The following is a 20,748-nucleotide window of genomic DNA, read 5'->3' on the forward strand; positions in this document are numbered from 1 at the left end:
GGAGGGAGTCGCAGTTGACCACCCCAAAGATCAACCTGCCGACGACCGCGACGATCCGCACCACCACAACCCACGGTGTGCTCTACGCCGTGACCGCGGTCGTCGTCTTCTTCGGCATCGTCCTAGCCGTGGCTGGGGCCATTAACGGCTGGCCTCCGCAGCTGGCCACCATCCATGTCGGTTGCGCTATTGGGATCGGCCTTCTGGGGAGGCGTGCTGAGATCGAACAGCGACGCCGCGAGAATATGCAGGCACTACAGGAAATCGACGAAACGGACCAGGCCCTCAGCGAAGTCGACCGTTTGGAACGCTGGGCCAACAATCCCGACAGCAAGTGACAGAAACGCCGGACGTACGGGGTGGTATCGCCCGGCAATGATCACCCCGGGTGCGGCCGCTTCCCCCGGCCACACCCACGAAACTGCAACACTGCGTGAGCCCTGGACCTCGGCTCCCCAAGCAACTTTTTCGTTCTCGTAAAAGTGCGGGGGGGGGCTTCTCTAAAGCCCTCTTTTCCCTTCCTCACCACTATCACACACGGTCACCGCGTGACATTCTCTTCGCCGCGGCTTTCGCGCGTTTATCCGCGCCGGACCGACCGTAGACCTCCAGCATCGCGTCAGACGACCAGCCCGCGAGACGCTTCAGGTCCCGTTCGTTGCCGCCGTTGAACAGAAAGTCGTCTGCCCACGTGTGGCGGAACTTGTGCGGGTTCGCCGGATCCTTCAGGCCAGCCTTCTCTGCGCGGACCTCCATTCGGTAGCGGATCCCATCAGTCGACATCGCGCCGCGCTGACTCAGGAACAGCTGCGGCAGGTGCGACCACCGGTGCCGGCCCCGCATCCGCAGGTACCGGTCCACCGCCCGCGCCGTGCGCACCCCGAAATACACCATGCGCTGCTTACCGCCCTTGCCCGTCACGAGGACCGCCCCGTCGTCGAGGTCGAGCTGCTCGACGAGCAGCCCGCACATCTCGGCGACCCGGACACCGGCGTCGAGCAGCAGCCGGATGATTGCCTCATCTCGCCGCTCGTTGAACCCTTTGCCCTTGCAAGCGTCCAGTAGCCCGCTCAGCTCTTCGTCGGTCAGGGTCTGGATTGGCGACATCTTCGGTACCGGCCGGGCGATATGGGTCATCGGGTTGACGTCGAGTTCGTCCTCGGCAATCAGCCACTTGCAGAACCGGTTCATGCCGAGCCACCGCAGCAGCACCGTGCCCGGCGCCTTCGTCTTGTTGAGCTCGATGAACCAGTCGACCATGTTGTCCTTGGTCAGGTCGTCGATCGTGGCCACGCGGTCGGGGACGGTGAACTCGCTGAAGAACTTGATCGCCTGGAGGTACAGCTTGGCGGTGCGCTCGGCCTTTCCCTCGGCGAGCAGGTGCCGTTTGAACGACGCGGCGAGGCCGGGTAACGGTGAGGGCATTTCGCTAGGTTATCCGGCGAGCCATCCTTATGCTAGGGCTCATGACGACCACGCGAACCAGAAACTACCTGTTCAGGCGGATATCTCGGCTGGGCTGGACCCGCTTCGGCTCACCCGGCATCTTCGGGTAGTCCGGCGGATACGGCATCTCGCCGAGGCCGTGGTCGCGCTCGTCCCGCGCGTACCACTCCAGCAGGGTCTCGATGCCGAAAGCCCGCTCGTCCATCGGCGCGTGCAGGTCGCCGCGCTCGGCGTAGAAGGCACCCGCGGTGAGGACGTCGAAGTCGTCCGGGTCGACCTCGGTCAGCAGATCCCAGGTCAGCGGGGTCGACACGGTGGCACGCGCGGTGCCGCGCACCGACCAGGCCGACGCCACCGTGCGGTCGCGCGCGGCCTGGTTGTAGTCGATGAAGACCCGCCCGCCGCGCTCTTCCTTCCACCACGCGATGGTCGCCTTCTCCGGGATCCGGCGCTCGACCTCGCGGCCCAGCGCGATCACCGCGTGCCGGACGTCGATGAAGTCCCACTCCGGCCGGATCCGCACGAGGACGTGCACGCCGCGGCCGCCCGAGGTCTTCGGGTAGCCGACGAGCCCTGCCGAGTCGAGGACCTCGCGCACCACACCGGCGACCTCGACGGCGTCCGAGAACCCCGCTTCGTCCGGCGGGTCGACGTCGATGCGGAGTTCGTCCGGGTGGTCGACGTCGGGCCGCCGCACCGGCCACGGGTGGAAGTCGAAGGTGCCCAGGTTCGCCGCCCAGGCGAACACGGCGGGTTCGGTCGGGCAGACCTCTTCCGCGGTCCGGCCCGACGGGAAGGTGATCTTCGCGGTCTCCACCCACTCCGGGGCGCCCTTCGGCACGCGCTTGGCGTAGAACCACTCGCCCTCGACACCGTCGACGTAGCGCTTCAGCGTCGTCGGCCGCTCCCCGATCGCACGCAGCAGCGGCACGCCGACCGCGACGTAGTGCTCCACGACCTGGCGCTTCGTGATCCCCCGGGCCGGGAAGTACACCTTGTCCGGGCTGGACACCCGGACCTTGCGCTCGCCTGCCTCGACCTCGATCGGCTCACCGTTCTTGGGCATGCGCCCACCGTAGCCAGTCCGGCACCGGTCAGGGCCGCGGATCGTTCTTCAAAATTGCCATGGTGATGACGTCGTGCCACTCGCCCTCCCACCGCAGCGCTTGCCGCTGGAGCCCCTCCCGGAGGAACCCGGCCTTCTCGTAGGCGCGCTGGGCCCGAGGGTTGTAGTCGAAGACCTCCAGCGAGACGCGGTGCAGGCCGACGACGTCGAACGCGTAGCCCAGCAGCAGCTTGGTCGCCTCCGTGCCGTAGCCCTTGCCGAAGAACGCCGGACCGTTCAGCGCGATGCGGAACGCCCCGGAGCGGTTGTCCGCGTCGATTTCGTAGAGCACCACATCGCCGAGGTGTGCGCGGTCTTCCTTGCCGAGGATCGCGTAGTCCGCCCTGTCGTCGAGACCCGGGCGCGCGGCAAGGTACCGGCGGACCTGTTCCTCGGTGAACTTGGTGTGCGTACCGGTCAGCCGGGTGGTTTCCGGCTCCTGCAGGGCCTTCCACGAGGTCTCGAAGTACGACTCGTCGAGCTGCGTGAGCACGACGGTCTCGCCGGTGAGTTCGGGCTGCGTCCGCAGCGCCTCGGTATCGATCACGTCGAATACCGTACGGTGGACGCAGTGTCCGGCCGTACCAAATTAATTCTCGCGCTCACCGTGCTCGCCCTCTTCGTGACGGCCGCGGTCCTGCTGCCGATCCCGAGCCCGGCCGGGATGCGGGCCTGGGCGGCCGAAACCGGCCCGGCCACGCCGTTGGTCTTCTTCCTGATCTATGCGGTACTGACCGTGGCGCCGATCCCACGCACCGTGTTCAACCTGGCTGGCGGGCTGCTGCTCGGCGCGACGACGGGCATCGTCGTCGGCATCCTGGCGACCACGGTCGCCTCGGGGCTGTCGTTCGCCCTTTCGAGAGCACTCGGCCGCGATCTGGTCACCCGGCACCTGCACCGGGCCAAGGTCCGCGCGGTGAACGACCGGCTTTCGGACGGCGGGGTACTGGCGATCACCTCCTTACGGCTGATCCCGATGGTGCCCTTCGCTCCGTTCAGTTACCTGTGCGGAGTGTCATCGGTCCGTTTCGCCCCGTATCTGATCGGGACCGCGCTCGGCAGCCTCCCCGGTACGGTCGCGGTCGTCGTCCTCGGGGACGCGCTGACCGGGGAAACCCCTCCCGCCCTGCTGATCTGTTACGCCGTGTTCGCCGTGGCGGGGGCCGTCGGGCTGCTCAAGGTCTTCCGGCGGAAGGCCCGTCCGGAGCCCGAACCGAGCGGCGAGGAAGAACTGCCCGCCTCCGCACCGGCGAGCTGACGGGGAGCCGAAACCGCCGCCCGCTACACTCGATCGGGTGCGCGGGACCTTTCAGGCCGCGTAACACCACCATCACCCGGGATGTGTTCGTCAAAGAATGTGTCAGGAGCAGTCGCCATCGACACCGGTCAGCTGATCGCTGGGCACTACCGCCTGGTCGAGCAAATTGGTAGCGGTGCCATGGGGGTGGTCTGGCGTGCCATCGATGTCCGCCTCGAGCGCTCGGTGGCGGTCAAGCAGATCCTCCCGCAGCCCGGTGTCTCCGAAGCGGAGCGCGACAACATGCGCCAGCGCGCCATGCGCGAGGCGAAGAACGCGGCCCGTTTCCAGCATCCGAACGCGATCGTCGTGTTCGACATCGCCGAGCACGGCGGCGACCCCTGCCTGGTGATGGAGTACCTGAACGGCCCGAGCCTCTCGGCGATCATCTCCGACGAGGGCACGCTGCCGCTGGGCCGCGTCGCGAAGATCGGCGAGCAGGTCGCGTCGGCGCTGGTCGCCGCGCACCGCGCCGGGATCGTGCACCGCGACGTCAAGCCGGGGAACATCCTGATCGACGAGGCCGGCACCGCGAAGATCACCGACTTCGGGATCTCGCGAGCGGCCGGCGACATGACGCTCACCCAGACCGGCCTGATCGGCGGCACCCCGGCCTATCTCGCGCCCGAGCTGGCGCGCGGCTCGGATCCGGTGCCCAGCTCCGACGTCTTCGCGCTCGGCGCGACGCTCTACCAGGCCATCGAGGGCCAGACGCCGTACGGGAACAGCTCCAACCAGCTCGCGCTGCTCTACGCGGCCGCGAACGGGCAGATCAACCCGCCGCAGCAGGCAGGCGGCGCGACGGCGCTGCTGATGAGCCTCCTGCGTACCGAACCGACCGAGCGCCCGACCATGGCCGAAGCGCGGGAGCGCCTCGCCGCGCTGGCGGCGAACGAATCCGGCTCGGGCATGGCGGCGTCGCCGCGGCTCTTCGGAGCGGGCGGCGGTAGACAGCCCGCCGTGCCCGACACCCCGGGGCACGGCGTTCCCGGCGGGGACCGGCCGCCGTGGCAACGGACCGACAAACCGGCCCAGTCCGCCGCGGCATCTCCCCCGCCCCCCGCCAAACAGCACACGCCGACGGCCGCGTTCATCCCGATGCGCTCGCAGGCCGCTCCGCCGAACACGCCACCGCGTCCGGTCGCCGCGATGACCCCACCGCCGTCCGCGGCCGCCCCGATGCGGCCGTCCTCGGGAAAGCCTTCCGACGGCAAGCGCAAGGCCGTCCTGTTCGCGGGTGCCGGCGCCGCGGTCGTGGTGATCGCCGTGATCGTGTTCCTGGTGCTGAATTCGGGCAACGGGGCGGGCAACAACCAGGGCGGCGACAACGCCGGGACGAACCCGCAGCCCAGCACCTCGGCGTCCAAGCCGAGCGCCCCGTCGTCCTCGAAGGCGCCCCCGGCTGACCTGGGCAAGACCCCGAGTGAGAAGGTCACGAGCTTCACCAACGTCGGTCAGTTCGTCCTCGGCTTCTTCGACACCGGCAAGATCGGGACGACCGAAAGCTGGAACAAGCTCACCGACGCCGCGAAAGCCGTGTACGGCTCGGAGCAGGCTTTCGCCGACTACTGGACCGCGCACAAGGTCACCGGCGCCCGATCCGCGCACGCGGACAGCGGTGGCGGGAACCCCGACGGTTCGATCGACATGAACGTGACGGTCAACGAAGGCCCACGCCCGGCACTGCGCGTCGTCCAGGTGGGCGGGCAGTACTACATCGACGCCGACACGCGAGTACTCGGCAACTGACGCAGCGTGGCGGTGGTGAGACCCGCCTCGCTGGTGGTAGGCCAATCGCCACGCGTGGCTTACTGTTGCCGGTATGGCCGATAGCGGACCTTTCGGACCTGGCCAGAATCCTCGTTTCGACGAGGACCTGGTAGGCCTCGACCCGTACGACCCCGAAGCCCGTGCCTTCGCCGAGCATCTGGACCGCATCGAACGCTGCGGCCCGAACTTCACCGTGGAAGCCTGCATCGACGGTGTCTCCGATTTCGCCGACTCCAGCAACCGTCTCGGCGGTCTGCGCTGGTGGATTTCGGCGCTGGTCGTGGTCCTCATCGTGCTCGGCGTGATGGTCACCGCATGGGACATCATCGGCCGGGCCATCGCGTGGCTCGCGGGGTAACGTGGAACCAGTGAAAGGTATGAAACCCGTTGTCGGAGCCACGCCGCGCGTGGTCAAGTCCGAGCAGGAATGGCGGGAGCAGCTCAGCTCCGACGAGTACGCCGTGCTCCGCCAGGCGGGCACCGAGCGCCCCTTCACCGGGGAGTACACCGACGAGAAGACCACCGGTGTCTACCAGTGCCGCGCCTGTGGCGCCGAGCTGTTCCGCAGCGACACGAAATTCGAGAGCCATTGCGGCTGGCCGTCGTTCTACGACCCCGCCGAAACCGACGCCGTCCTCCTCCGCGAGGACACCGCGATGGGGATGCGCCGGATCGAGGTGCTGTGCAAGTCGTGCCACAGCCACCTCGGGCACGTCTTCGAAGGCGAGGGTTACGCCACGCCGACGGATCAGCGGTACTGCATCAACTCGATCTCGCTGAAGCTGGTTCCCGAGTCCGAGTCGTAACCGAACCCAGCGAACCACCGCCCTCTCCGACGCGTTCTCGTAGCACTGGAACAGCGTCGGGGAGGGCGGTGTTTTGTGAACGAACCCTGGGGAATCTCCGGACCGGCTTTCGCCTGGCTTTACGGTGTCTGCGCCGTACTGCCACTGGCACTCGCCGTGGCGAACGAGCTGTGGCTGCGCCGCGACACCGGCGCCAGGAAGGTGCCCGGTCTCTACCACCTGGCCGCACTGGCGGACGGCACGGAACGGGTCACCGACACCGCCGGTCTGCTCGAACGGCACTCCCTCCGGCCCGACAGCCGAGGGCTCCTGCACCCGATCAGGCCGGCTCCGGCCGATCCGTTCGAGCGCGCGGTCGTCTCGCTCGTGCACGGCAGCGGAATCGGCCTGCGCGAGCTGCGCTCCAGGATGGCGCGGCACGAGGTCGTCCTGGAACTGCGCGCCGACCTGCGGCGGAGGGGCCTGCAAGTCGCCGAAAACCGGCGACGGGCGGGTTGGCAGTGCGCGCTGGCCGTTTACGTCGCCGTCTTCGCGCTGGGCATCGCGCGCCTGGCTCAAGCGGTACCGCTTGAGCGTCCGGCAGACATCCTCGTCTTTTCCATCGTCTGCGTGGCCGGTGCCCTCGGACTGACCGGGTGGCGGCAATGGCCGGACAAGTCCGGCCTGGCGGTCACGCTGCTCAAGACCGGCGGCACGAAGGCCAGGTTGTTCTCCGGTACGGCGAGCGCGTGCGGCGGGAGCGCGTCCTCTTTCGCCGCTTCTTCGTGCGGCGGCGGCTCTTCCTGCGGCGGTGGCGGCTCGTCCTGCGGCGGCGGAGGCGGAGGGTGTGGAGGATGACCATGGACCGGCTCGAAACGATCTACCAGGTCGCGTACCTCACCGGCGGCCCCGACCGGGTCACGGACACCGCCGTCGCGGGAGCGCTCGAACGGAAGGCGGCCCGGCTGGACGGTTCCGGTGTCCTGCGCCGGACCTCCGCCAAGCCCGCCGATCCGTTCGTGCGAGCGGTGGTGAAGACCCTGCCCAAAGTGCGGGTAGCGCGAGTGCGCGAACCCCTGCGCGAGTCGGAACCGATGCGCTCGCTGCGGGCGGAACTCCTGGCAGGCGGCCTGATCGTCCCGGCGAATCACTGGCGACGGGCCTGGCACGCCGTCACGCGGCGCGGGGTGTGGGCGACCAAGGCGGGAGAACGGATGCTTTCCCGGGCGAGGGAGGATCCGAGTCTCTTCACCGGCGCGGCGGGCGCGGTGGCGCTGGGCGGCCTCGGCGCTCACCCGGATCGGCGGTTGGCGCGGCTCCTGACCCTGACGACCCCTTCCGCCCGTGACAAAGCCCAGGTCGCCGTCGGCGGAGCCCCACCCCCTGACGGTCTAACGGCCGTCGTGGACGGTTCGCCCGGCTGATCGACTGGGGTTCGAGGGAACCACGACCGGACGAACAAGCGTCCGACTACGGTAAGTGCACCTGCTCGTGAAAGGCCCGTGCGATGGAAGACACCTGGGGCATCCCCGGACCCACTTTCCTGGCGATCTACGCCGTCCTTCTGGTGTTTCCGCTGGCCGTCGGTCTCCTGTGGACGATCGCGGTCAAGCTGGGACGCAAGGCGCCGCGCGCCGCCGTGAGCGGACCGCAGCCGACGGTGTACGAACTCGCCTATCTCGCCGGCGGCCCGGACAGGGTGGTCGACACGGCCATCGCGGCCCTGGTCGATCGCGGGACGTTGCGGGTCAGCAGCTCGAAGCAGCTCCAGCTGACGGGCCCCGAGCCCGCGGACCCGATCGAAAGGGCCGTCGCCAAGGGCGCCAAACCGGGCCACAACGCCACCACTCGCGGCATCCGCGACAGGCTGCGGATGTCCGGGCCGATGCAGGCGCTCGCCAAGGATCTGGAGGCGCGGGGGCTCGTGGTCGTCAACCAAGCGCCGCGGATCCGCCGGGTCGTGTTCTTCCTGTACCTCGCCGTGTTCGTCCTCGGCGTGGTGCGCCTGTTCTCCGGGATCTCCGCCGACCACGCCGTCGGTTTCCTGATCCCGCTGCTGATCGCGGCCGGGTTCGCGACGCTGGTCTCCCGTGCCGTCAAGAACAAGGCCGTCGGACCGCGCCCGACCGGCGAAGGCAACCGGATTCTCGGCAGTGCCAACAGCGCGCTGGCGCGGGAGCGCAAGCGCGGGATCCCCAACACGCCCGCGATGGGCGGCGTGGCCGGTGGCGCCCTGCTGGGCGGCGCCGCGGCGGCGGTCGCGCTCGGCGGGCTCGCCTTCTACCCGGACGAAGAGCTCAGCGCGGCGCTGATCCCGCCACCGATGCCCAGTGCTTTCGGCGGCGGTTCGTCCGGCGGTGGCAGCACCTGCAGCACGGGTTCCTCGTGCAGCAGTGGAAGTTCCTCCTCCTGCGGCGGTGGCAGTTCCTGCGGTGGTGGCGGCTGCGGTGGCTGACGGGCCGGGCCACCTCGGGATCGGGATCGGCTGGCGGCACGAGCTGGACCTGTCGATCGCGCGGCTGCCCGGTGTCGACTGGGTCGAGGTCGTGGCCGAGAACCTGCACGCCGGGCATCTTCCGGAGACCTTGATCGCCTTGCGCGACAAGGGAATGCCGGTCCTGCCGCACGCGGTCTCGCTGTCGCTGGGCGGGGCCGACCCACTGGACACCGCGCGCGTCGAGCATCTCGCGGAGGTCACCCGCGAGCTCGGTGCGCCGATGGCCAGCGACCACGTGTGCTTCGTGCGCGCGGGTGGCCTCGACTCCGGGCATCTGATGCCGCTCCCCCGTACCCGGGAAGCGCTCGACGTCCTGGTGGACAACGTCAAACTGGCCCAGTCCATCGTGGAAGTCCCGTTCGCGCTGGAGAACATCGCGGCGGTGCTGGAGTGGCCGGACGCGGAGTTCACCGAGTCGGAGTTCCTGCGGGAACTGACCGATCGGACCGGTTGCCTGCTGATCATCGACGTCGCCAACCTGTACGCCAACGCCCGCAACCTGGGCACCGATCCCGAACGGTTCCTCGACGAGATCCCGTGGGAGCGGCTGGCGTACACGCATATGGCGGGCGGTGTCGAACGCGACGGCGTCTACCACGACACGCACGCCCATCCGGTGGTCCCGGAGGTGCTGGACCTGCTGAGGGAGCTCCGGAAGCGCTTCGAGCCGCCTGGTGTCCTGCTGGAACGCGACGACGACTACCCGCCCGACGCGGAACTGGCGGCCGAACTGGCCGCGCTCCGGGAAGCGGTCTCGCCGTGACCTCGCCCCGGGAGCGGCTCGCCGGGCAGCAGGCCGAACTGCTCAAGGCGCTCCTCGCCGGCGGCGACGCCCCGGCGGGGTTCGACGCGGACAGGCTCCGCATCGAGGCGAACGTGTTGCGGAACAAGCAAAGCAGGCTGGCCGCGTACCTGCGCCCGGACCTCGCCGAAGCCCTCGGCGGCCGGTTCGCCGCGCTGTTCCGCGAGTACGCGACAACGCGTCCGAAGACCGAAGCGATCCGCGCGCTGGCCTACGCGGACGCTTTCGGCACGTGGCTCGTCGAGCGCGGCGAAGTCCCGAAACCGAGGCGCGGGCTCAGCACTTGGGCACCTTGGCGGGCCGGACTTCGCCGTCGTCGCTCATGATCGAGGTCGAGTCGTCGATGTAGCCCGAACCGCCCGAGTACGAGATCTTGTAGAACCCGAACCCGTTGACCTTCTCGTAGCAGGAAACGGTCACCTTGGACAAGGTGGTCAGCGTGCCCACCGGGTCGTTGCTCACCCCGCCGTTCGAGTTGGGTTTCGGCTCCGAGTAGACGGTCGTGTCGCCGTAGTCGCCGATCTTCCCGTCGACCCCGCACGCGCACAGGACCAGCGCGGACGCCGCGATCAAGGTCAGCTTCACAGTCTTTCGTTTCATCCCACCGAAGTTAGGTCGGGGAGATGAAAATCCGATGAAGCGGCTACCAGACCGCGCGGTCGCTCCCGGGTACGCGCGTCCCCTCCACCCAGAAGGGATCCGAGCCCGGCAGTGTGCCCGCCATCTTGACCCGGGTCAGCCGTCCGAGCGGACTGTCGGCGTCCTCCAAGAAGTCGGCGCCGTCGAAGCCGTCGGGACCGGATTCCTTGCGCCCCAAGGAGTTCAGCCACTCCCCTGTCCCGGCGAGCGACGTGCGGACATGCTGACTGCCGCCTTCGGTGGCCGCCCGGCGGAGGGCCGTCATGATCGCCGCCGCGGTGAGCCAGCCGGTCGCGTGGTCGAGCGCCTGCACCGGAAGCGGTCCCGGACCGTCGAGCCCGGCGGTCTTGCCACCTTCGTCGGCGATCCCGGACGCCATCTGCACCAGGCTGTCGAACCCGCGCCTGCGCGCCCACGGGCCTTCCCAGCCGTAGGCGGACAGGTCCGCGATCACGATCCCCGGCCGGAGCTCGGCGATCGCCTCGGGCGAGAATCCCTTGGCCGTCAGCGATCCCGGCCGGAAGCCCTGCAGTACGACATCGGCGCGGGCGATCAGCTTGCGCAGCCGCGAACGCCCGGCCTCGGACTCCAGGTCGACGTACGCCGAGAGCTTGCCCATTCCGGTGTCGACGGCCAGCGGCGGCACCGTCGGCAACCGCTCCGCCCCGATGTGCATGACGGTGGCACCGTGCGCGGCGAGCACACGGCCCGCGACCGGCCCGGCGATGACGTGGGTCAGGTCCAGGATCCGCACCCCGCCCAGCGGCCGGTCGGATTCGAACAGCCGCACGGGCTCCGACGGCCCGAGCGAGCGGATCTCGGCGACCGGCAGCGCGCCGGAGGCCTGTCCTTGCTTGTGTACCAGCCATTCCTCGCGGCTGCGCAGCACCGCGGCCGCGCCGCCGGCGCCGATCACCGCCGACTCGACCTCGAACTTCGACTTGGCCGCGACGACCTTCTCGAACGCCGCACGGGTCGCGGGCACGCCCAAGCCCCAGCACACGGCGGAGACGTGGCGCGGGTAGTTGCAGTGCAGCCGCACCCAGCCGTCGTTCGCGCGGTAGTCGCCGGACAACGGCGCGCTGAACGGCACCGGCTCCCCGTCGACGCGGATGTACCGCTCGCTGTGGAACGACGCCGCGGCGTGCCGAGTGTCGACCGAGACCTTGCCGGGCTCGATCCCCCGCAGCCGCAGCAGTTCCCCGGCGGCCAGCGTCGCCGCGGCGATACTCGTCGTCGCGGCCTCTTCGACCCGGAAGGTCCCGGGCAGCACGGACTCGGGCCCGGTGACCTCGACGGCGTCTTCGGCGAGCTTGTCACCGGTGAGCGTGGTCCAGACGCGGGTGTCCACTGAGGCTTTCACTAGGGCAGCAGGGCGATCAACTCGGCGGGTTCCACCTTGGTCCCGGTGTAGAACGGGATCTCCTCGCGCACGTGGAGGCGGGCCTCAGTTCCGCGCAGGTGGCGCATCAGGTCGACGATGCGGTGCAGTTCGTCGGCCTCGAAGGCCAGGATCCACTCGTAGTCGCCCAGCGCGAACGACGCGACCGTGTTGGCGCGGACGTCCGGGTAGTCGCGGGCCTCCTTGCCGTGGTCGGCGAGCATCTTGCGGCGCTCGTCGTCCGGCAGCAGGTACCACTCGTAGGAGCGCACGAACGGATAGACGCAGATGAACTTGCGGGCCTCTTCACCGGCGAGGAACGCCGGGATGTGGCTCTTGTTGAACTCCGCCGGGCGGTGCAGCGCGACCTGGCTCCACACCGGAACCGAGGCGCGGCCGAGCGGGGTGTGCCGGAAACCGCTGTAGGCCGCCTGGACCTGCTCGATCTCCTCGGCGTGCCACCAGACCATGTAGTCGGCGTCGGCCCGCAGTCCCGAAAGGTCGTAGAGACCGCGGACGACGACGCCCTTGGCCTCCAGCGCGTCGAGGTATTCGGTGGTCTCCGCGGTCACCTTCTCGCGGTCCTCGCCGAGCTTGCCCTGCTCGACCCGGAAGACCGACCAGGCGGTGTAACGGATGCTGTCATTGAGCTCGTTGTAGTTCAGCCGCGCCATACCGCCATCTTGGCACTGCCGGTGCTCAGGAGCCCTCGTGGGTCGGTGTGATCCCGGCGATGCGGCGGGCGGCCGCGCCGGCGGTGGCGATGCAGGCGGGAAGCCCGACGCCGTGCAGCGTCGCGCCCGCCACGGCGAGCCCTCCGACGTCCGCGACAGCGCGCTCGATGCGCTCGACGAGTTCGAGGTGACCGGTGCCGTACTGCGGGAGCCCGCCGCCCCACCGGGTCACCAGCGTCTCGATCGGGGCGGTGGTGACGCCGGTCAGCCGGGCGAGATCGTCGCGGACCACGCGCACGAGTTCGTCGTCGTCCGCGTGCAGCGCGCCCGGTTCGCCGAAGCGGCCGACAGAGCCGCGCACCAGCACCGGGCCTTCGCCGTACTGGGCCCACTTGCGGGAGGAGAAGGTGAACGCCTTGGCGGCGAACGGCTTCCCGGCCGCGTCCTGTTCGCCCGCGCCGATCAGCACGCCGGACGACTCCGGCAGTGCGGTCCCCGGCGGGAGCGCGAGCGCGACCACCGCCATCGACGCGAGTTCGACCTCCGCGAACGCCGACGACGCCACGCCCGCGACGCCGTCCAGCAGCCGTCGTGCGGAAGGCGCCGGGACGGCGAGCAGGACGGAGTCGGCGTCGAGGTCCTCGACCTTCCAGCCGGTGGCGGTGCGCTCGAGCGCCGTCACCGTGGTCCCGGTCCGGATCTCGGCGCGTGACAGCTCCGCGAGCCGGTGGATCAGCGTGCCGAGGCCGCCCAGCAGGGTGCCGAAGACCGGCGCCGTGCTCGGGGAGGCGGGCATGAGCGAAGCGGCGCCTTCGGTGAGCGAACGCGCGCCGCGGTCCACCGCGGACGCGAGACCGGGCATCGTCGCGCGCAGCCCGAGCCCGTCCGCTCCCCCGGCGTAGACCCCGCCCAGCAGCGGGTCGACGAGCCTGTCCACGAGTTCGTCGCCGAAGCGCTCGCGCAGCAGCGGGCCGAGCGGCACGTCACCGGCGGGCAGATCCACCGGCGGCAGCGACGACTCGGCCTCGACCAGGGCGCGGCCCTTCTCCGACAGCACCCCGGCGATCGCGTCGGCCGAGGCGGGAACACCCATGACCGTGCCCGGCGGCAGGCCGAGCACGGAGCCGCCGGCGTGGATCTTCGCGCGGGCCTTGGTGGGGTGGACGAGGCTTTCGCCCAGCCCGACCTCGCGGACCAGGGCGAGCGCCTCGGGACGGCGGGCGAGGAAGGCCTCGGCGCCGACGTCGTAGCGCTCACCGGCGAGTTCGATCGTGCGGAGTTTCCCGCCGAGGGAGTCCGTCGCCTCGAAGACGACGATCCGCGCGTCCTCGCCGAGCAGCGTCCGCAGACGGTAGGCGGCGGTCAGTCCGGAGATACCGCCGCCGACGACGGCGACCGTCTTCACGGCTGGATCTCGTGCACCAGCCCGACCACGCGCGTCAGGACGTCCGGGTCGACGCCGGGCAGCACCCCGTGGCCGAGGTTGAAGATGTGGCCGTCGGCCGCGCGGCCCTCCGCGAGGATCCGCCGGACCTCCGCTTCGAGCACCGGCCAGGACGCGTGCAGCAGCGCCGGGTCGAGGTTGCCCTGGACGACCCCGCCGCCGAGCCGACGGACGGCCTCGTCGAGCGGGATGCGCCAGTCGACGCCGACCACGTCCGCGCCCGCGTCGCGCATGGCCACCAGCAGCTCGCCGGTGCCGACGCCGAAGTGGATCCGCGGCACGCCGTAGCCCGCGACCGCGTCCAGCACCTTCGCCGAATGCGGCAGGACGAACTCGCGGTAGTCCCGCTCCGAGAGCGCGCCCGCCCACGAGTCGAACAGCTGGATCGCGTCGGCTCCGGCGTCCAGCTGCGCGGACAGGAAGGTGATCGCCATATCCGCCAGGCGCCCCGCCAGCTCGTGCCACAGCGCCGGCTCGGAGTGCATGAGCGCCTTGGTGTGCTCGTGGTTGCGGCTCGGCCCGCCCTCGATGAGATAGGAGGCCAGGGTGAACGGCGCGCCCGCGAAGCCGATCAGCGGCGTCTCGCCCAGCGACCCGACCAGCAGCCGGACCCCGTCGGCGACCTGTTCCACCTGCTCCGGGTCCAGCACCGGCAGCGCGCGCACGCCCGCGGCGTCGCGGATCGGCTCGGCGACCACCGGGCCGGTGCCCGCGACGATGTCGATGTCGAGGCCCGCCGCCTTGAGCGGGACGACGATGTCACTGAAGAGGATGGCCGCGTCGACGCCGTGGCGACGGATCGGCTGGAGCGTGATCTCGGCGAGCATCTCGGGGTCGAAGCACGCTTCGAACATCGAGGTGCCCTCGCGCAGCGCTCGGTACTCGGGCAGCGACCGCCCGGCCTGGCGCATGAACCACACGGGAGTGCGGGCCGGGCGTTCGCCGCGCGCGGCGGCCAGGAACGGCGCGCCGGGCAGGACACGACGGGCCGCGGGGACGGTCTGCGCGGGAGAAGCAGGTGAAGGAGACATCACGGTTCATGGTGCCATGGGCGCTCCAAGCCCTTACTCTCGGCGCGTCTGCGCCCCGAACCGGACTATCGCGTCTTACAGTCGGTTGGTGACCGCGATGACGTCAGTACCCGATCTCTTCCGTGAAGCCGTCGCGGCGTTGCAATCGGTCCGGCCCCGTCCCGAAGTGCAGCTGGAGACGATGCGCCCGCCGCAGCGCCTGGCGCCGTGGTCCTACGCGGTGAGCTGCGAAGTGGAAGGGCCGGCGGACGTACTGGCGTCGGGGCGGCTGGTGCTGCTGCACGATCCGGACGGCCAGGAAGGCTGGGACGGGGTCCTGCGGCTGGTCATGTACGTCCGCGCGGAACTCGACAGGGAACTGGCGACCGACCCCTTCCTTCCCGCGGTGGGCTGGTCTTGGCTGACCGACGCGCTGGAAAGCTCCGGCGCGGAGTGGACGGCGCTGGGCGGCACGGTCACCGAGACGTCGTCGGCCCGCTTCGGCGACATCTCCGGCCCCTCCCGCACCGATGATCTGGAGCTGCGGGCGTCCTGGACGCCGACGGACGCCGCGCTGCGGGCGCACGGGCAGGCCTTCTGTCAGGTGATGGCGAGCGTCGTGGGGCTGCCGCCGGTCGGCGTGACCCTCTTCGAGCAGCGCCAGTCCTCCTGAAGCGCCGCTGATCCGTCCCGACACGCCGGAATCCCACCAATCGAGACATAGCATTCGGGTTATTCTGCGATTTCCGGCCATCTAGCGCCGCTAGGGATCCTGCCGATACTAAAGGTCCCTTGCTCCCGCGCCGGATCGACGGCCGAAGTACATGAAGGCCCCCTTCATTGCGCCTAGCGCAAGCAAGGGGGCCTTCATGTACTTGCGAAGGATCCGCGAAGCGGTCGAGAGCGCCTTCGCTTACCCCATTCGCGAGGCTCTCAGGGCGTCCGTACGCCACCGAAGGGCGCTTCAGGGCCAGATGGACTAGACCGGCGCCGACCAGCGCGGAGCCGAGCGCTCAGAGGTCTGGACCACCCCGTTCGTGCTACGCGCACTGTCACTGTCCGCAACAAGATCAAGTCGACCGGGAACACCCTCGCGAACCCCTCGCGACGCCTCCGGAGCGTTACCGCGACGATCACCCAGCGAAGCGATCATGACCCTCCGCGAAGTTGATCAAGCCCCATGCCGGAGGCAGATTCCGGCCTCCGGCGTAGCCTTTTCCCAGGCTCCCGAGCAGAGGCACCGGCAGGTGCACGACCCATCTGCACAGTCGGATGGACCCCGGTAACCCCAGTGCATCGTGTTCTTTCGGCGATCTGTTAGCCACCGGCTGTGTACTAGCCCGATCGTGTTACAACGAACTCCCTGAGTAACTACTCGTTTGAGATAGATACCCATTCGATCCCCCCGTGAAGGCCCCAGGACGGCTACAGTGCCATCGACGACACCACTTTCGGTCTAAAGCTGGCGCGGCTAAACGGCCGAAAGTCCCGGTGCCGGTCGGGGGGCACGACCGACTCCAGGGAGGTAGTGACGTGGCTACCGTCGGCATTTCTCAGGCCGTCCGATCCACGCCAGCCGGTTCATTGCCGGCGAGCATGGTTCCGCACCCGCGGGAAGAGCTTTTTTCCGTGTTGGTGGTCGATGACCACCCACTGTTGAGGGAGGCAATCTCAGCAAGACTCGCACAGATGGGTGCGGGCACCGTCCACGAGGCCGCCACGGTGGCCGAGGCGAGGGCGCGAGCACAGGCCACTGGGCCTTGTGATCTGGCGATCCTCGATCTCGGACTGCCGGATGGCAGCGGCATCGAGCTGGTTACGGAACTCCGTAGCCATGGCTGGCCTCGTGTCGTGGTGCTCGCTTCATCAGACGACCCGTACGCGGTCAGGTCGGCGTTCCAGGCCGGCGCCCAGGCATACCTGCTCAAGTCGGCATCGCCGGTCGTAGTGACCGACGGCGTCCGCAGGGTGCTCGAGGGCGGCGTCTACGCGGACCCGAGCGTCGCACCGGTCCTGGCCACCGGCACCCGAGTCGCCGGCACCGACAACACCCCGCGCGAGCTTTCCGCGCGCGAGGTCGAGGTGCTGCAACTCGTCGCCGACGGCCAGAGCAACAAGGAGATCGGCGAGGAACTCAGCCTCTCCGCTCTCACCGTGAAATCCCACCTCTCCCGCATCGGGCGCAAGCTCGGCACGGGTGACCGGGCTCAGATGGTTGCGCTGGCCATGCGTGCCGGCGTGATCCGCTGACAAAGGCGAACTGCCCTGCGGGGCGGGCGGACCAGGCGCGGCCCGCTCGTCCCGTAGGGTCTTCACCTATGGAAGGCGACCGACCCGGAGATTCACAGGCAGACCCCGACACCGGCACTGATGACACCGGTGGAGCGGTTTTGCTGCGCGAGCCCGCAGAGGGCACTCCGCCGGTGATCGCCGACGCGACAGCCCTCGCCGAAGCCTGTGTGAAGATCGCAGGCGGCAGCGGGGCCATCGCCGTGGACACCGAACGGGCCTCCGGCTACCGATACTGGCCGAAGGCCTACTTGGTGCAGTTGCGCCGCGAAGGCGCCGGCTCCTTCCTTATCGACCCCATTCCGCTCGAAGGGCAGCTCGCGCCCCTCGCGGAAGTTCTCAACGACGCCGAATGGGTGTTGCACGCGGCCTCTCAGGACCTGCCGTGCCTCGCCGAACTCGACCTGCACCCGAAGAGCCTGTTCGACACCGAACTCGCCGGACGGCTCGCCGGGTACGAACGCGTCGCCCTCGGCACCCTCGTCGAACTCCTCCTCGGCTACCAGCTGGAGAAGGGGCACAGCGCCGCCGACTGGTCGAAGCGCCCGCTTCCCGTCGACTGGCTGAACTACGCCGCCCTCGACGTCGAGCTGCTCATCGAACTGCGCGAGAAGCTCGAAGCCGACTTGGCCGCCCAGGGCAAGCTCGAATGGGCCCAGCAGGAATTCGAGGCCGTCCGCACCGCGCCGCCGCCCGCCCCGCGGGCCGAGCCGTGGCGCCGGACGTCCGGGGTGCACAAGATCCGGAGTGCCCGCGGCCTCGCCGCCGTACGCGAACTGTGGCAGGCGCGGGACGAACTCGCCCGCAAACGCGACCGCGCGCCGAGCCGGATCCTGCCCGACAGCGCGATCATCAACGCCGTCACCGTGGACCCGAAGACCGTCGAGCAGCTGCAGGCGCTGCCGGTGTTCAGCGGCCGGGTCCAGCGCAAGTACACCGCGAGCTGGCTGCGGCATCTGCAGGCCGCCCGCGCGCTCCCCGCCGAGGAACTGCCCACCCCCGCGCAGCAGACCGACGGCCCGCCGCCGGTGAACCGCTGGTCGGACAAGGACCCCGACGCCGCCGCCCGGCTCGCGGCCGCCCGCGCGGCGCTGGCCGCCATCGCGGAGGACCGTCGGCTGCCGGTGGAGAACCTGCTGCTGCCGGAACTGGTGCGCCGCACCTGCTGGCGTCCGCCCACAGACCTGAGCGAAGACGCCGTCGCCACTGTTCTCGGCGACGCCGGGGCCCGGCCGTGGCAGGTCGAACTGACCGTGGCGGCGCTGAGCAAAGCGCTCCACGCCACCGCGGCCACCTGAGCCGGTTTCAGTCGTCCAGTAACGCCCGCGCCGAGTCGCGCAGCGCGGCGTCCGGTTCCCCGAGCCCGGCGAGCCTCAGCACGCTGTCGGCACCTTCGACGGCGTGCGCCTCGACGTCCAGCTCCGGCTGGTCACGCCGGACGATCGCGATGCTCTCGACGAGCCCGAACACGAGGTCGGTCCGGATGCCGATGAGGTCGCCCGGGACGCCCGCCGCCGCGACGAGGGAGCCATAGACGCGTTTGAGCTCCGCCCGCTCGGCCCGGAACCGCGCCAGCCTCGGCGAGGAGATCTCCGGCAGCAGGTACAGCGCGCCGAGGTTGTGCCGCGCGCTGCCGAGCAGGTGGATGTCCGCGTAGGCCAGCGCCCACAGCCGCGCGCCGACCGGCGCCAGCTGGGCCGACAGCCCGCCCGCGACATCCAGCGACGGCCGGACGGTGTCCTCCAGCAGCGCCGCGAGAATGTCCTCTTTGGACGGAAAGTGGTAGTAGAGCGACGCCTGGCGCAGCCCGGCGCGTTCGGCGATGGCTCGGGTGGTCGTCGCCGCGTATCCGGCGCCGGTGAACAGCTCCCCCGCGGCGTCCAATACGGCGAGCCGCGCTTCCCGCTTGCTCGCCGCGGCGCCGCTGGCTCTCGGCCTGCCCACCCCGGTCGTTTTTGTCATCTATCCGATCCTGCCATTTCTCCGCGAAGATCTTTGTTACGTCCGGTGGTCGGCCCAGGTTACCGAATCCGGTATCTCTTAACACCGCGCTTACCGGGCGGAGATCGGAAGGATCCCGCACGCGCTTAATTTCGGTCAACCGATCGAAATTCGGCCCTTCAGACAGGAGCCCCAGCAAATGCCCTCCGAAGACCTTTCCGCCTTCGGGTACCGCCAAGAACTACGCCGGACGCTGGGCGGTTTCTCCGCCTTCGCCGCCGGTTTCTCCTTCGTTTCCATCCTGACCACGGTCTTTCAGCTGTTCGCCTTCGGCTATTCCTTCGGCGACACCCTCTTCTTCTGGACATGGCCGCTGGTGATCGCCGGGCAATTGCTCGTCGCGCTCAACTTCGCCGAACTCGCCGCCCGATTCCCGCTGGCAGGATCGGTTTACCAGTGGGCGAAACACCTCTCCCCCGGATTCGCGGGGTGGCTCGCCGGCTGGATGATGCTGGTGGGTTGCGTCGTCGCACTCGCGGGGGCGGCGATCGCGTTGCAGGTCGTCCTCCCCTCGGTCTGGAGCGGCTTCCAGCTCGTCGGCGGGGATCCGGCGATCACGTCGCCGACCGGCGCCAGCAACGCCGTCCTGCTCGGCACCCTGCTGATCGTCGTCACCACCGCGATCAACGCGGGCGGGGTACGGCTCATGGCACGGATCAACGACATCGGGGTCGCCGCCGAACTCGTCGGCGTCCTCGTGCTGGTCATCGGTCTCGCGCTGTTCGCGGTCCGCGGTCCGCAGGTCGTGCTCCAGCCCGCGGCAGAAAGCCCCGGAGTCGGTGGCGTCCTCGCTTCGGCGCTGATGGCCGCGTACGTCCTGTACGGCTTCGACACGGCCGCTTCCGTCGCCGAAGAGACCAAGAACGCGCGCCGCACCGCACCGCGTGCCGTGCTCCGCGCGCTGCTGGTCTCCGGGGTCGGAGGGCTCGCCGTCGTCATCACCGCCCTGATGGCCGCCCCGAGCCTGACCGACGGGCAGCTGGCCGGGAAAGGCCTGCCGTATGTGATCACGGCCGTCTTCGGTGACACACTCGGCCGGGTGTTCCTCGCCGACGTGGCGATCGCGGTCGTCGTCTGCACGCTGACCATCCAGACCGGCACGGTCCGGCTGATCTACGCGATGGCCCGCGACGGCGCGCTTCCCGGCGCCAAACGCCTTTCCGCGGTCAACGCCCGCACCGGAACGCCGATCGCGCCCGCGGTGTTGTCCGGTCTGCTCGCGATCGGGCTGCTCCTGCTCAATCTCGGCAATCCGACCATTTTCAGCACCATCACCGGCACTTCGGTGGTCGTGGTCTACCTCGCCTACCTCCTGGTGACCGGACCGCTGCTGATCCGGCGGCGTCAAGGCCGTTTCACCGCCGAACCGGGCCATTTCTCCCTGGGTCGATGGGCTATTCCGGTCAACGTGGCGGCAGTAGGGTACGGCGCGATGATGATCGTCAACATCGCCTGGCCACGAGCCGACATCTACGACCTGGCGGGCACCGGCTCCGTCTGGGTCCTGTTGTTCCCGATCGAGTTCGTCGGCGCCGCGCTGCTCACCGGCTATCTCTGCTGGCGCCGCCGCTCCGCGCTCACCACGGTTCCCGTCCCCGCGACCTGAAG

Annotated in this window: 23 protein-coding genes; 14 read left to right on the forward strand and 9 right to left on the reverse strand. The window is 69.6% G+C overall.

The window, feature by feature from the left end:
• The first annotated feature begins 14 nt into the window (after nucleotides 1-14).
• Entirely contained in the window at nucleotides 15-338 is a 324-nt protein-coding gene (locus ACZ6YV_RS36855) for a hypothetical protein (RefSeq protein ID WP_465514019.1), read from the forward strand.
• 193 nt (nucleotides 339-531) lie between these two features.
• Here the strand turns inward: ACZ6YV_RS36855 and ACZ6YV_RS36860 are convergent, their stop codons facing one another.
• The 3 genes from ACZ6YV_RS36860 to ACZ6YV_RS36870 all read right to left on the reverse strand — a co-directional run bounded on the left by ACZ6YV_RS36860 (nucleotide 532) and on the right by ACZ6YV_RS36870 (nucleotide 3,098).
• Entirely contained in the window at nucleotides 532-1,425 is an 894-nt protein-coding gene (locus ACZ6YV_RS36860; RefSeq protein WP_465514020.1) for a tyrosine-type recombinase/integrase, read from the reverse strand.
• Between the two features lie 64 nt (nucleotides 1,426-1,489).
• Nucleotides 1,490-2,512 (reverse strand): DNA polymerase domain-containing protein, encoded by a 1,023-nt coding sequence (locus ACZ6YV_RS36865; RefSeq protein ID WP_465514021.1) that lies wholly within the window; start codon nucleotides 2,510-2,512, stop codon nucleotides 1,490-1,492.
• Nucleotides 2,513-2,540: 28 nt separating this feature from the next.
• Complete coding sequence (locus ACZ6YV_RS36870; RefSeq protein ID WP_465514022.1) at nucleotides 2,541-3,098, reverse strand: GNAT family N-acetyltransferase; 558 nt, start codon at nucleotides 3,096-3,098, stop codon at nucleotides 2,541-2,543.
• 24 nt (nucleotides 3,099-3,122) lie between these two features.
• Here ACZ6YV_RS36870 and ACZ6YV_RS36875 point away from each other — a divergent pair, with 24 nt between their 5' ends.
• The 9 genes from ACZ6YV_RS36875 (at nucleotide 3,123) to ACZ6YV_RS36915 (ending at nucleotide 10,028) form a co-directional block, all read left to right on the forward strand.
• A complete protein-coding gene (locus tag ACZ6YV_RS36875; protein WP_465514023.1) occupies nucleotides 3,123-3,809 on the forward strand; it encodes a TVP38/TMEM64 family protein in 687 nt (228 codons plus the stop codon).
• Between the two features lie 180 nt (nucleotides 3,810-3,989).
• Nucleotides 3,990-5,597 carry a serine/threonine-protein kinase gene (locus tag ACZ6YV_RS36880; RefSeq protein WP_465514069.1) on the forward strand — a complete coding sequence of 536 codons (1,608 nt, stop codon included), beginning with the start codon at nucleotides 3,990-3,992 and terminating at the stop codon, nucleotides 5,595-5,597.
• A gap of 73 nt (nucleotides 5,598-5,670) precedes the next feature.
• Complete coding sequence (locus tag ACZ6YV_RS36885) at nucleotides 5,671-5,976, forward strand: hypothetical protein (RefSeq protein ID WP_093934528.1); 306 nt, start codon at nucleotides 5,671-5,673, stop codon at nucleotides 5,974-5,976.
• A 19-nt stretch (nucleotides 5,977-5,995) separates the two neighbouring features.
• Nucleotides 5,996-6,424 carry a peptide-methionine (R)-S-oxide reductase MsrB gene (gene msrB / locus ACZ6YV_RS36890; RefSeq protein ID WP_378237701.1) on the forward strand — a complete coding sequence of 143 codons (429 nt, stop codon included), beginning with the start codon at nucleotides 5,996-5,998 and terminating at the stop codon, nucleotides 6,422-6,424.
• A 75-nt stretch (nucleotides 6,425-6,499) separates the two neighbouring features.
• Complete coding sequence (locus ACZ6YV_RS36895; RefSeq protein WP_465514024.1) at nucleotides 6,500-7,261, forward strand: TIGR04222 domain-containing membrane protein; 762 nt, start codon at nucleotides 6,500-6,502, stop codon at nucleotides 7,259-7,261.
• Entirely contained in the window at nucleotides 7,258-7,827 is a 570-nt protein-coding gene (locus ACZ6YV_RS36900; protein ID WP_465514025.1) for a TIGR04222 domain-containing membrane protein, read from the forward strand. Before ACZ6YV_RS36895 ends, ACZ6YV_RS36900 begins: the two co-directional genes overlap by 4 nt.
• Before the next feature lie 83 nt (nucleotides 7,828-7,910).
• On the forward strand, nucleotides 7,911-8,858 hold the full coding sequence (locus ACZ6YV_RS36905; RefSeq protein ID WP_465514026.1) for a TIGR04222 domain-containing membrane protein: 948 nt from the start codon (nucleotides 7,911-7,913) through the stop codon (nucleotides 8,856-8,858).
• Entirely contained in the window at nucleotides 8,851-9,663 is an 813-nt protein-coding gene (locus ACZ6YV_RS36910) for an MbnB/TglH/ChrH family RiPP precursor modification enzyme (protein WP_465514027.1), read from the forward strand. The genes ACZ6YV_RS36905 and ACZ6YV_RS36910 overlap by 8 nt, the downstream gene beginning before the upstream one ends.
• The gene (locus ACZ6YV_RS36915) at nucleotides 9,660-10,028 is read left to right on the forward strand and encodes an SCO6045 C-terminal-like domain-containing protein (protein ID WP_465514028.1); all 369 of its coding nucleotides are present in this window, start codon (nucleotides 9,660-9,662) and stop codon (nucleotides 10,026-10,028) included. The genes ACZ6YV_RS36910 and ACZ6YV_RS36915 overlap by 4 nt, the downstream gene beginning before the upstream one ends.
• On the opposite strand, the gene ACZ6YV_RS36920 is transcribed toward ACZ6YV_RS36915, so the two are convergent.
• From ACZ6YV_RS36920 to hemE, 5 genes are read right to left on the reverse strand one after another with little or no spacing between them, the layout of a single operon-like run.
• Nucleotides 9,979-10,302: a hypothetical protein gene (locus tag ACZ6YV_RS36920; RefSeq protein ID WP_378237693.1), complete on the reverse strand. Its 324-nt coding sequence runs from the start codon at nucleotides 10,300-10,302 to the stop codon at nucleotides 9,979-9,981. The genes ACZ6YV_RS36915 and ACZ6YV_RS36920 overlap by 50 nt on opposite strands.
• Nucleotides 10,303-10,345: 43 nt before the next feature.
• Nucleotides 10,346-11,692 carry a CoA transferase gene (locus tag ACZ6YV_RS36925; protein WP_465514029.1) on the reverse strand — a complete coding sequence of 449 codons (1,347 nt, stop codon included), beginning with the start codon at nucleotides 11,690-11,692 and terminating at the stop codon, nucleotides 10,346-10,348.
• A gap of 11 nt (nucleotides 11,693-11,703) precedes the next feature.
• Nucleotides 11,704-12,396, reverse strand: a complete 693-nt coding sequence (gene hemQ / locus ACZ6YV_RS36930) for a hydrogen peroxide-dependent heme synthase (protein ID WP_465514030.1) — start codon at nucleotides 12,394-12,396, stop codon at nucleotides 11,704-11,706.
• Nucleotides 12,397-12,421: 25 nt separating this feature from the next.
• The gene (gene hemG / locus ACZ6YV_RS36935; protein WP_465514031.1) at nucleotides 12,422-13,801 is read right to left on the reverse strand and encodes a protoporphyrinogen oxidase; all 1,380 of its coding nucleotides are present in this window, start codon (nucleotides 13,799-13,801) and stop codon (nucleotides 12,422-12,424) included.
• Complete coding sequence (hemE, locus tag ACZ6YV_RS36940; protein WP_465514032.1) at nucleotides 13,798-14,871, reverse strand: uroporphyrinogen decarboxylase; 1,074 nt, start codon at nucleotides 14,869-14,871, stop codon at nucleotides 13,798-13,800. Before hemE ends, hemG begins: the two co-directional genes overlap by 4 nt.
• 88 nt (nucleotides 14,872-14,959) lie before the next feature.
• On the opposite strand from hemE, the gene ACZ6YV_RS36945 reads away from it, so the two are divergent.
• From ACZ6YV_RS36945 to ACZ6YV_RS36955, 3 genes are all read left to right on the forward strand, one after another.
• Nucleotides 14,960-15,523 carry a DUF3000 domain-containing protein gene (locus ACZ6YV_RS36945; RefSeq protein WP_465514033.1) on the forward strand — a complete coding sequence of 188 codons (564 nt, stop codon included), beginning with the start codon at nucleotides 14,960-14,962 and terminating at the stop codon, nucleotides 15,521-15,523.
• Between the two features lie 860 nt (nucleotides 15,524-16,383).
• Nucleotides 16,384-17,100 carry a response regulator transcription factor gene (locus ACZ6YV_RS36950; RefSeq protein WP_034318331.1) on the forward strand — a complete coding sequence of 239 codons (717 nt, stop codon included), beginning with the start codon at nucleotides 16,384-16,386 and terminating at the stop codon, nucleotides 17,098-17,100.
• Nucleotides 17,101-17,168: 68 nt separating this feature from the next.
• Nucleotides 17,169-18,437, forward strand: a complete 1,269-nt coding sequence (locus ACZ6YV_RS36955) for an HRDC domain-containing protein (RefSeq protein WP_465514034.1) — start codon at nucleotides 17,169-17,171, stop codon at nucleotides 18,435-18,437.
• 7 nt (nucleotides 18,438-18,444) lie between these two features.
• Here ACZ6YV_RS36955 and ACZ6YV_RS36960 read toward each other — a convergent pair whose 3' ends face one another.
• Nucleotides 18,445-19,101, reverse strand: a complete 657-nt coding sequence (locus tag ACZ6YV_RS36960; protein WP_465514035.1) for a TetR/AcrR family transcriptional regulator — start codon at nucleotides 19,099-19,101, stop codon at nucleotides 18,445-18,447.
• Nucleotides 19,102-19,279: 178 nt separating this feature from the next.
• Between ACZ6YV_RS36960 and ACZ6YV_RS36965 the strand changes: the two genes are divergently transcribed.
• The gene (locus ACZ6YV_RS36965; protein ID WP_465514036.1) at nucleotides 19,280-20,746 is read left to right on the forward strand and encodes an amino acid permease; all 1,467 of its coding nucleotides are present in this window, start codon (nucleotides 19,280-19,282) and stop codon (nucleotides 20,744-20,746) included.
• The last annotated feature ends 2 nt before the right edge of the window (nucleotides 20,747-20,748 follow it).

It is taken from the genome of Amycolatopsis sp. NPDC102522 (genome assembly GCF_055584485.1).

Coding starts and splice junctions, on each gene's coding strand:
- ACZ6YV_RS36860 (WP_465514020.1), bottom strand. CDS start 1,425: ATGCCCTCACCGTTACCCGGCCTCGCCGCGTCGTTCAAACGGCACCTG.
- ACZ6YV_RS36865 (WP_465514021.1), bottom strand. CDS start 2,512: ATGCCCAAGAACGGTGAGCCGATCGAGGTCGAGGCAGGCGAGCGCAAG.
- ACZ6YV_RS36880 (WP_465514069.1), top strand. CDS start 3,990: ATGGGGGTGGTCTGGCGTGCCATCGATGTCCGCCTCGAGCGCTCGGTG.
- ACZ6YV_RS36885 (WP_093934528.1), top strand. CDS start 5,671: ATGGCCGATAGCGGACCTTTCGGACCTGGCCAGAATCCTCGTTTCGAC.
- msrB (WP_378237701.1), top strand. CDS start 5,996: ATGAAACCCGTTGTCGGAGCCACGCCGCGCGTGGTCAAGTCCGAGCAG.
- ACZ6YV_RS36900 (WP_465514025.1), top strand. CDS start 7,258: ATGACCATGGACCGGCTCGAAACGATCTACCAGGTCGCGTACCTCACC.
- ACZ6YV_RS36905 (WP_465514026.1), top strand. CDS start 7,911: ATGGAAGACACCTGGGGCATCCCCGGACCCACTTTCCTGGCGATCTAC.
- ACZ6YV_RS36920 (WP_378237693.1), bottom strand. CDS start 10,302: ATGAAACGAAAGACTGTGAAGCTGACCTTGATCGCGGCGTCCGCGCTG.
- hemQ (WP_465514030.1), bottom strand. CDS start 12,396: ATGGCGCGGCTGAACTACAACGAGCTCAATGACAGCATCCGTTACACC.
- hemE (WP_465514032.1), bottom strand. CDS start 14,871: ATGTCTCCTTCACCTGCTTCTCCCGCGCAGACCGTCCCCGCGGCCCGT.
- ACZ6YV_RS36955 (WP_465514034.1), top strand. CDS start 17,169: ATGGAAGGCGACCGACCCGGAGATTCACAGGCAGACCCCGACACCGGC.
- ACZ6YV_RS36960 (WP_465514035.1), bottom strand. CDS start 19,101: ATGACAAAAACGACCGGGGTGGGCAGGCCGAGAGCCAGCGGCGCCGCG.
- ACZ6YV_RS36965 (WP_465514036.1), top strand. CDS start 19,280: ATGCCCTCCGAAGACCTTTCCGCCTTCGGGTACCGCCAAGAACTACGC.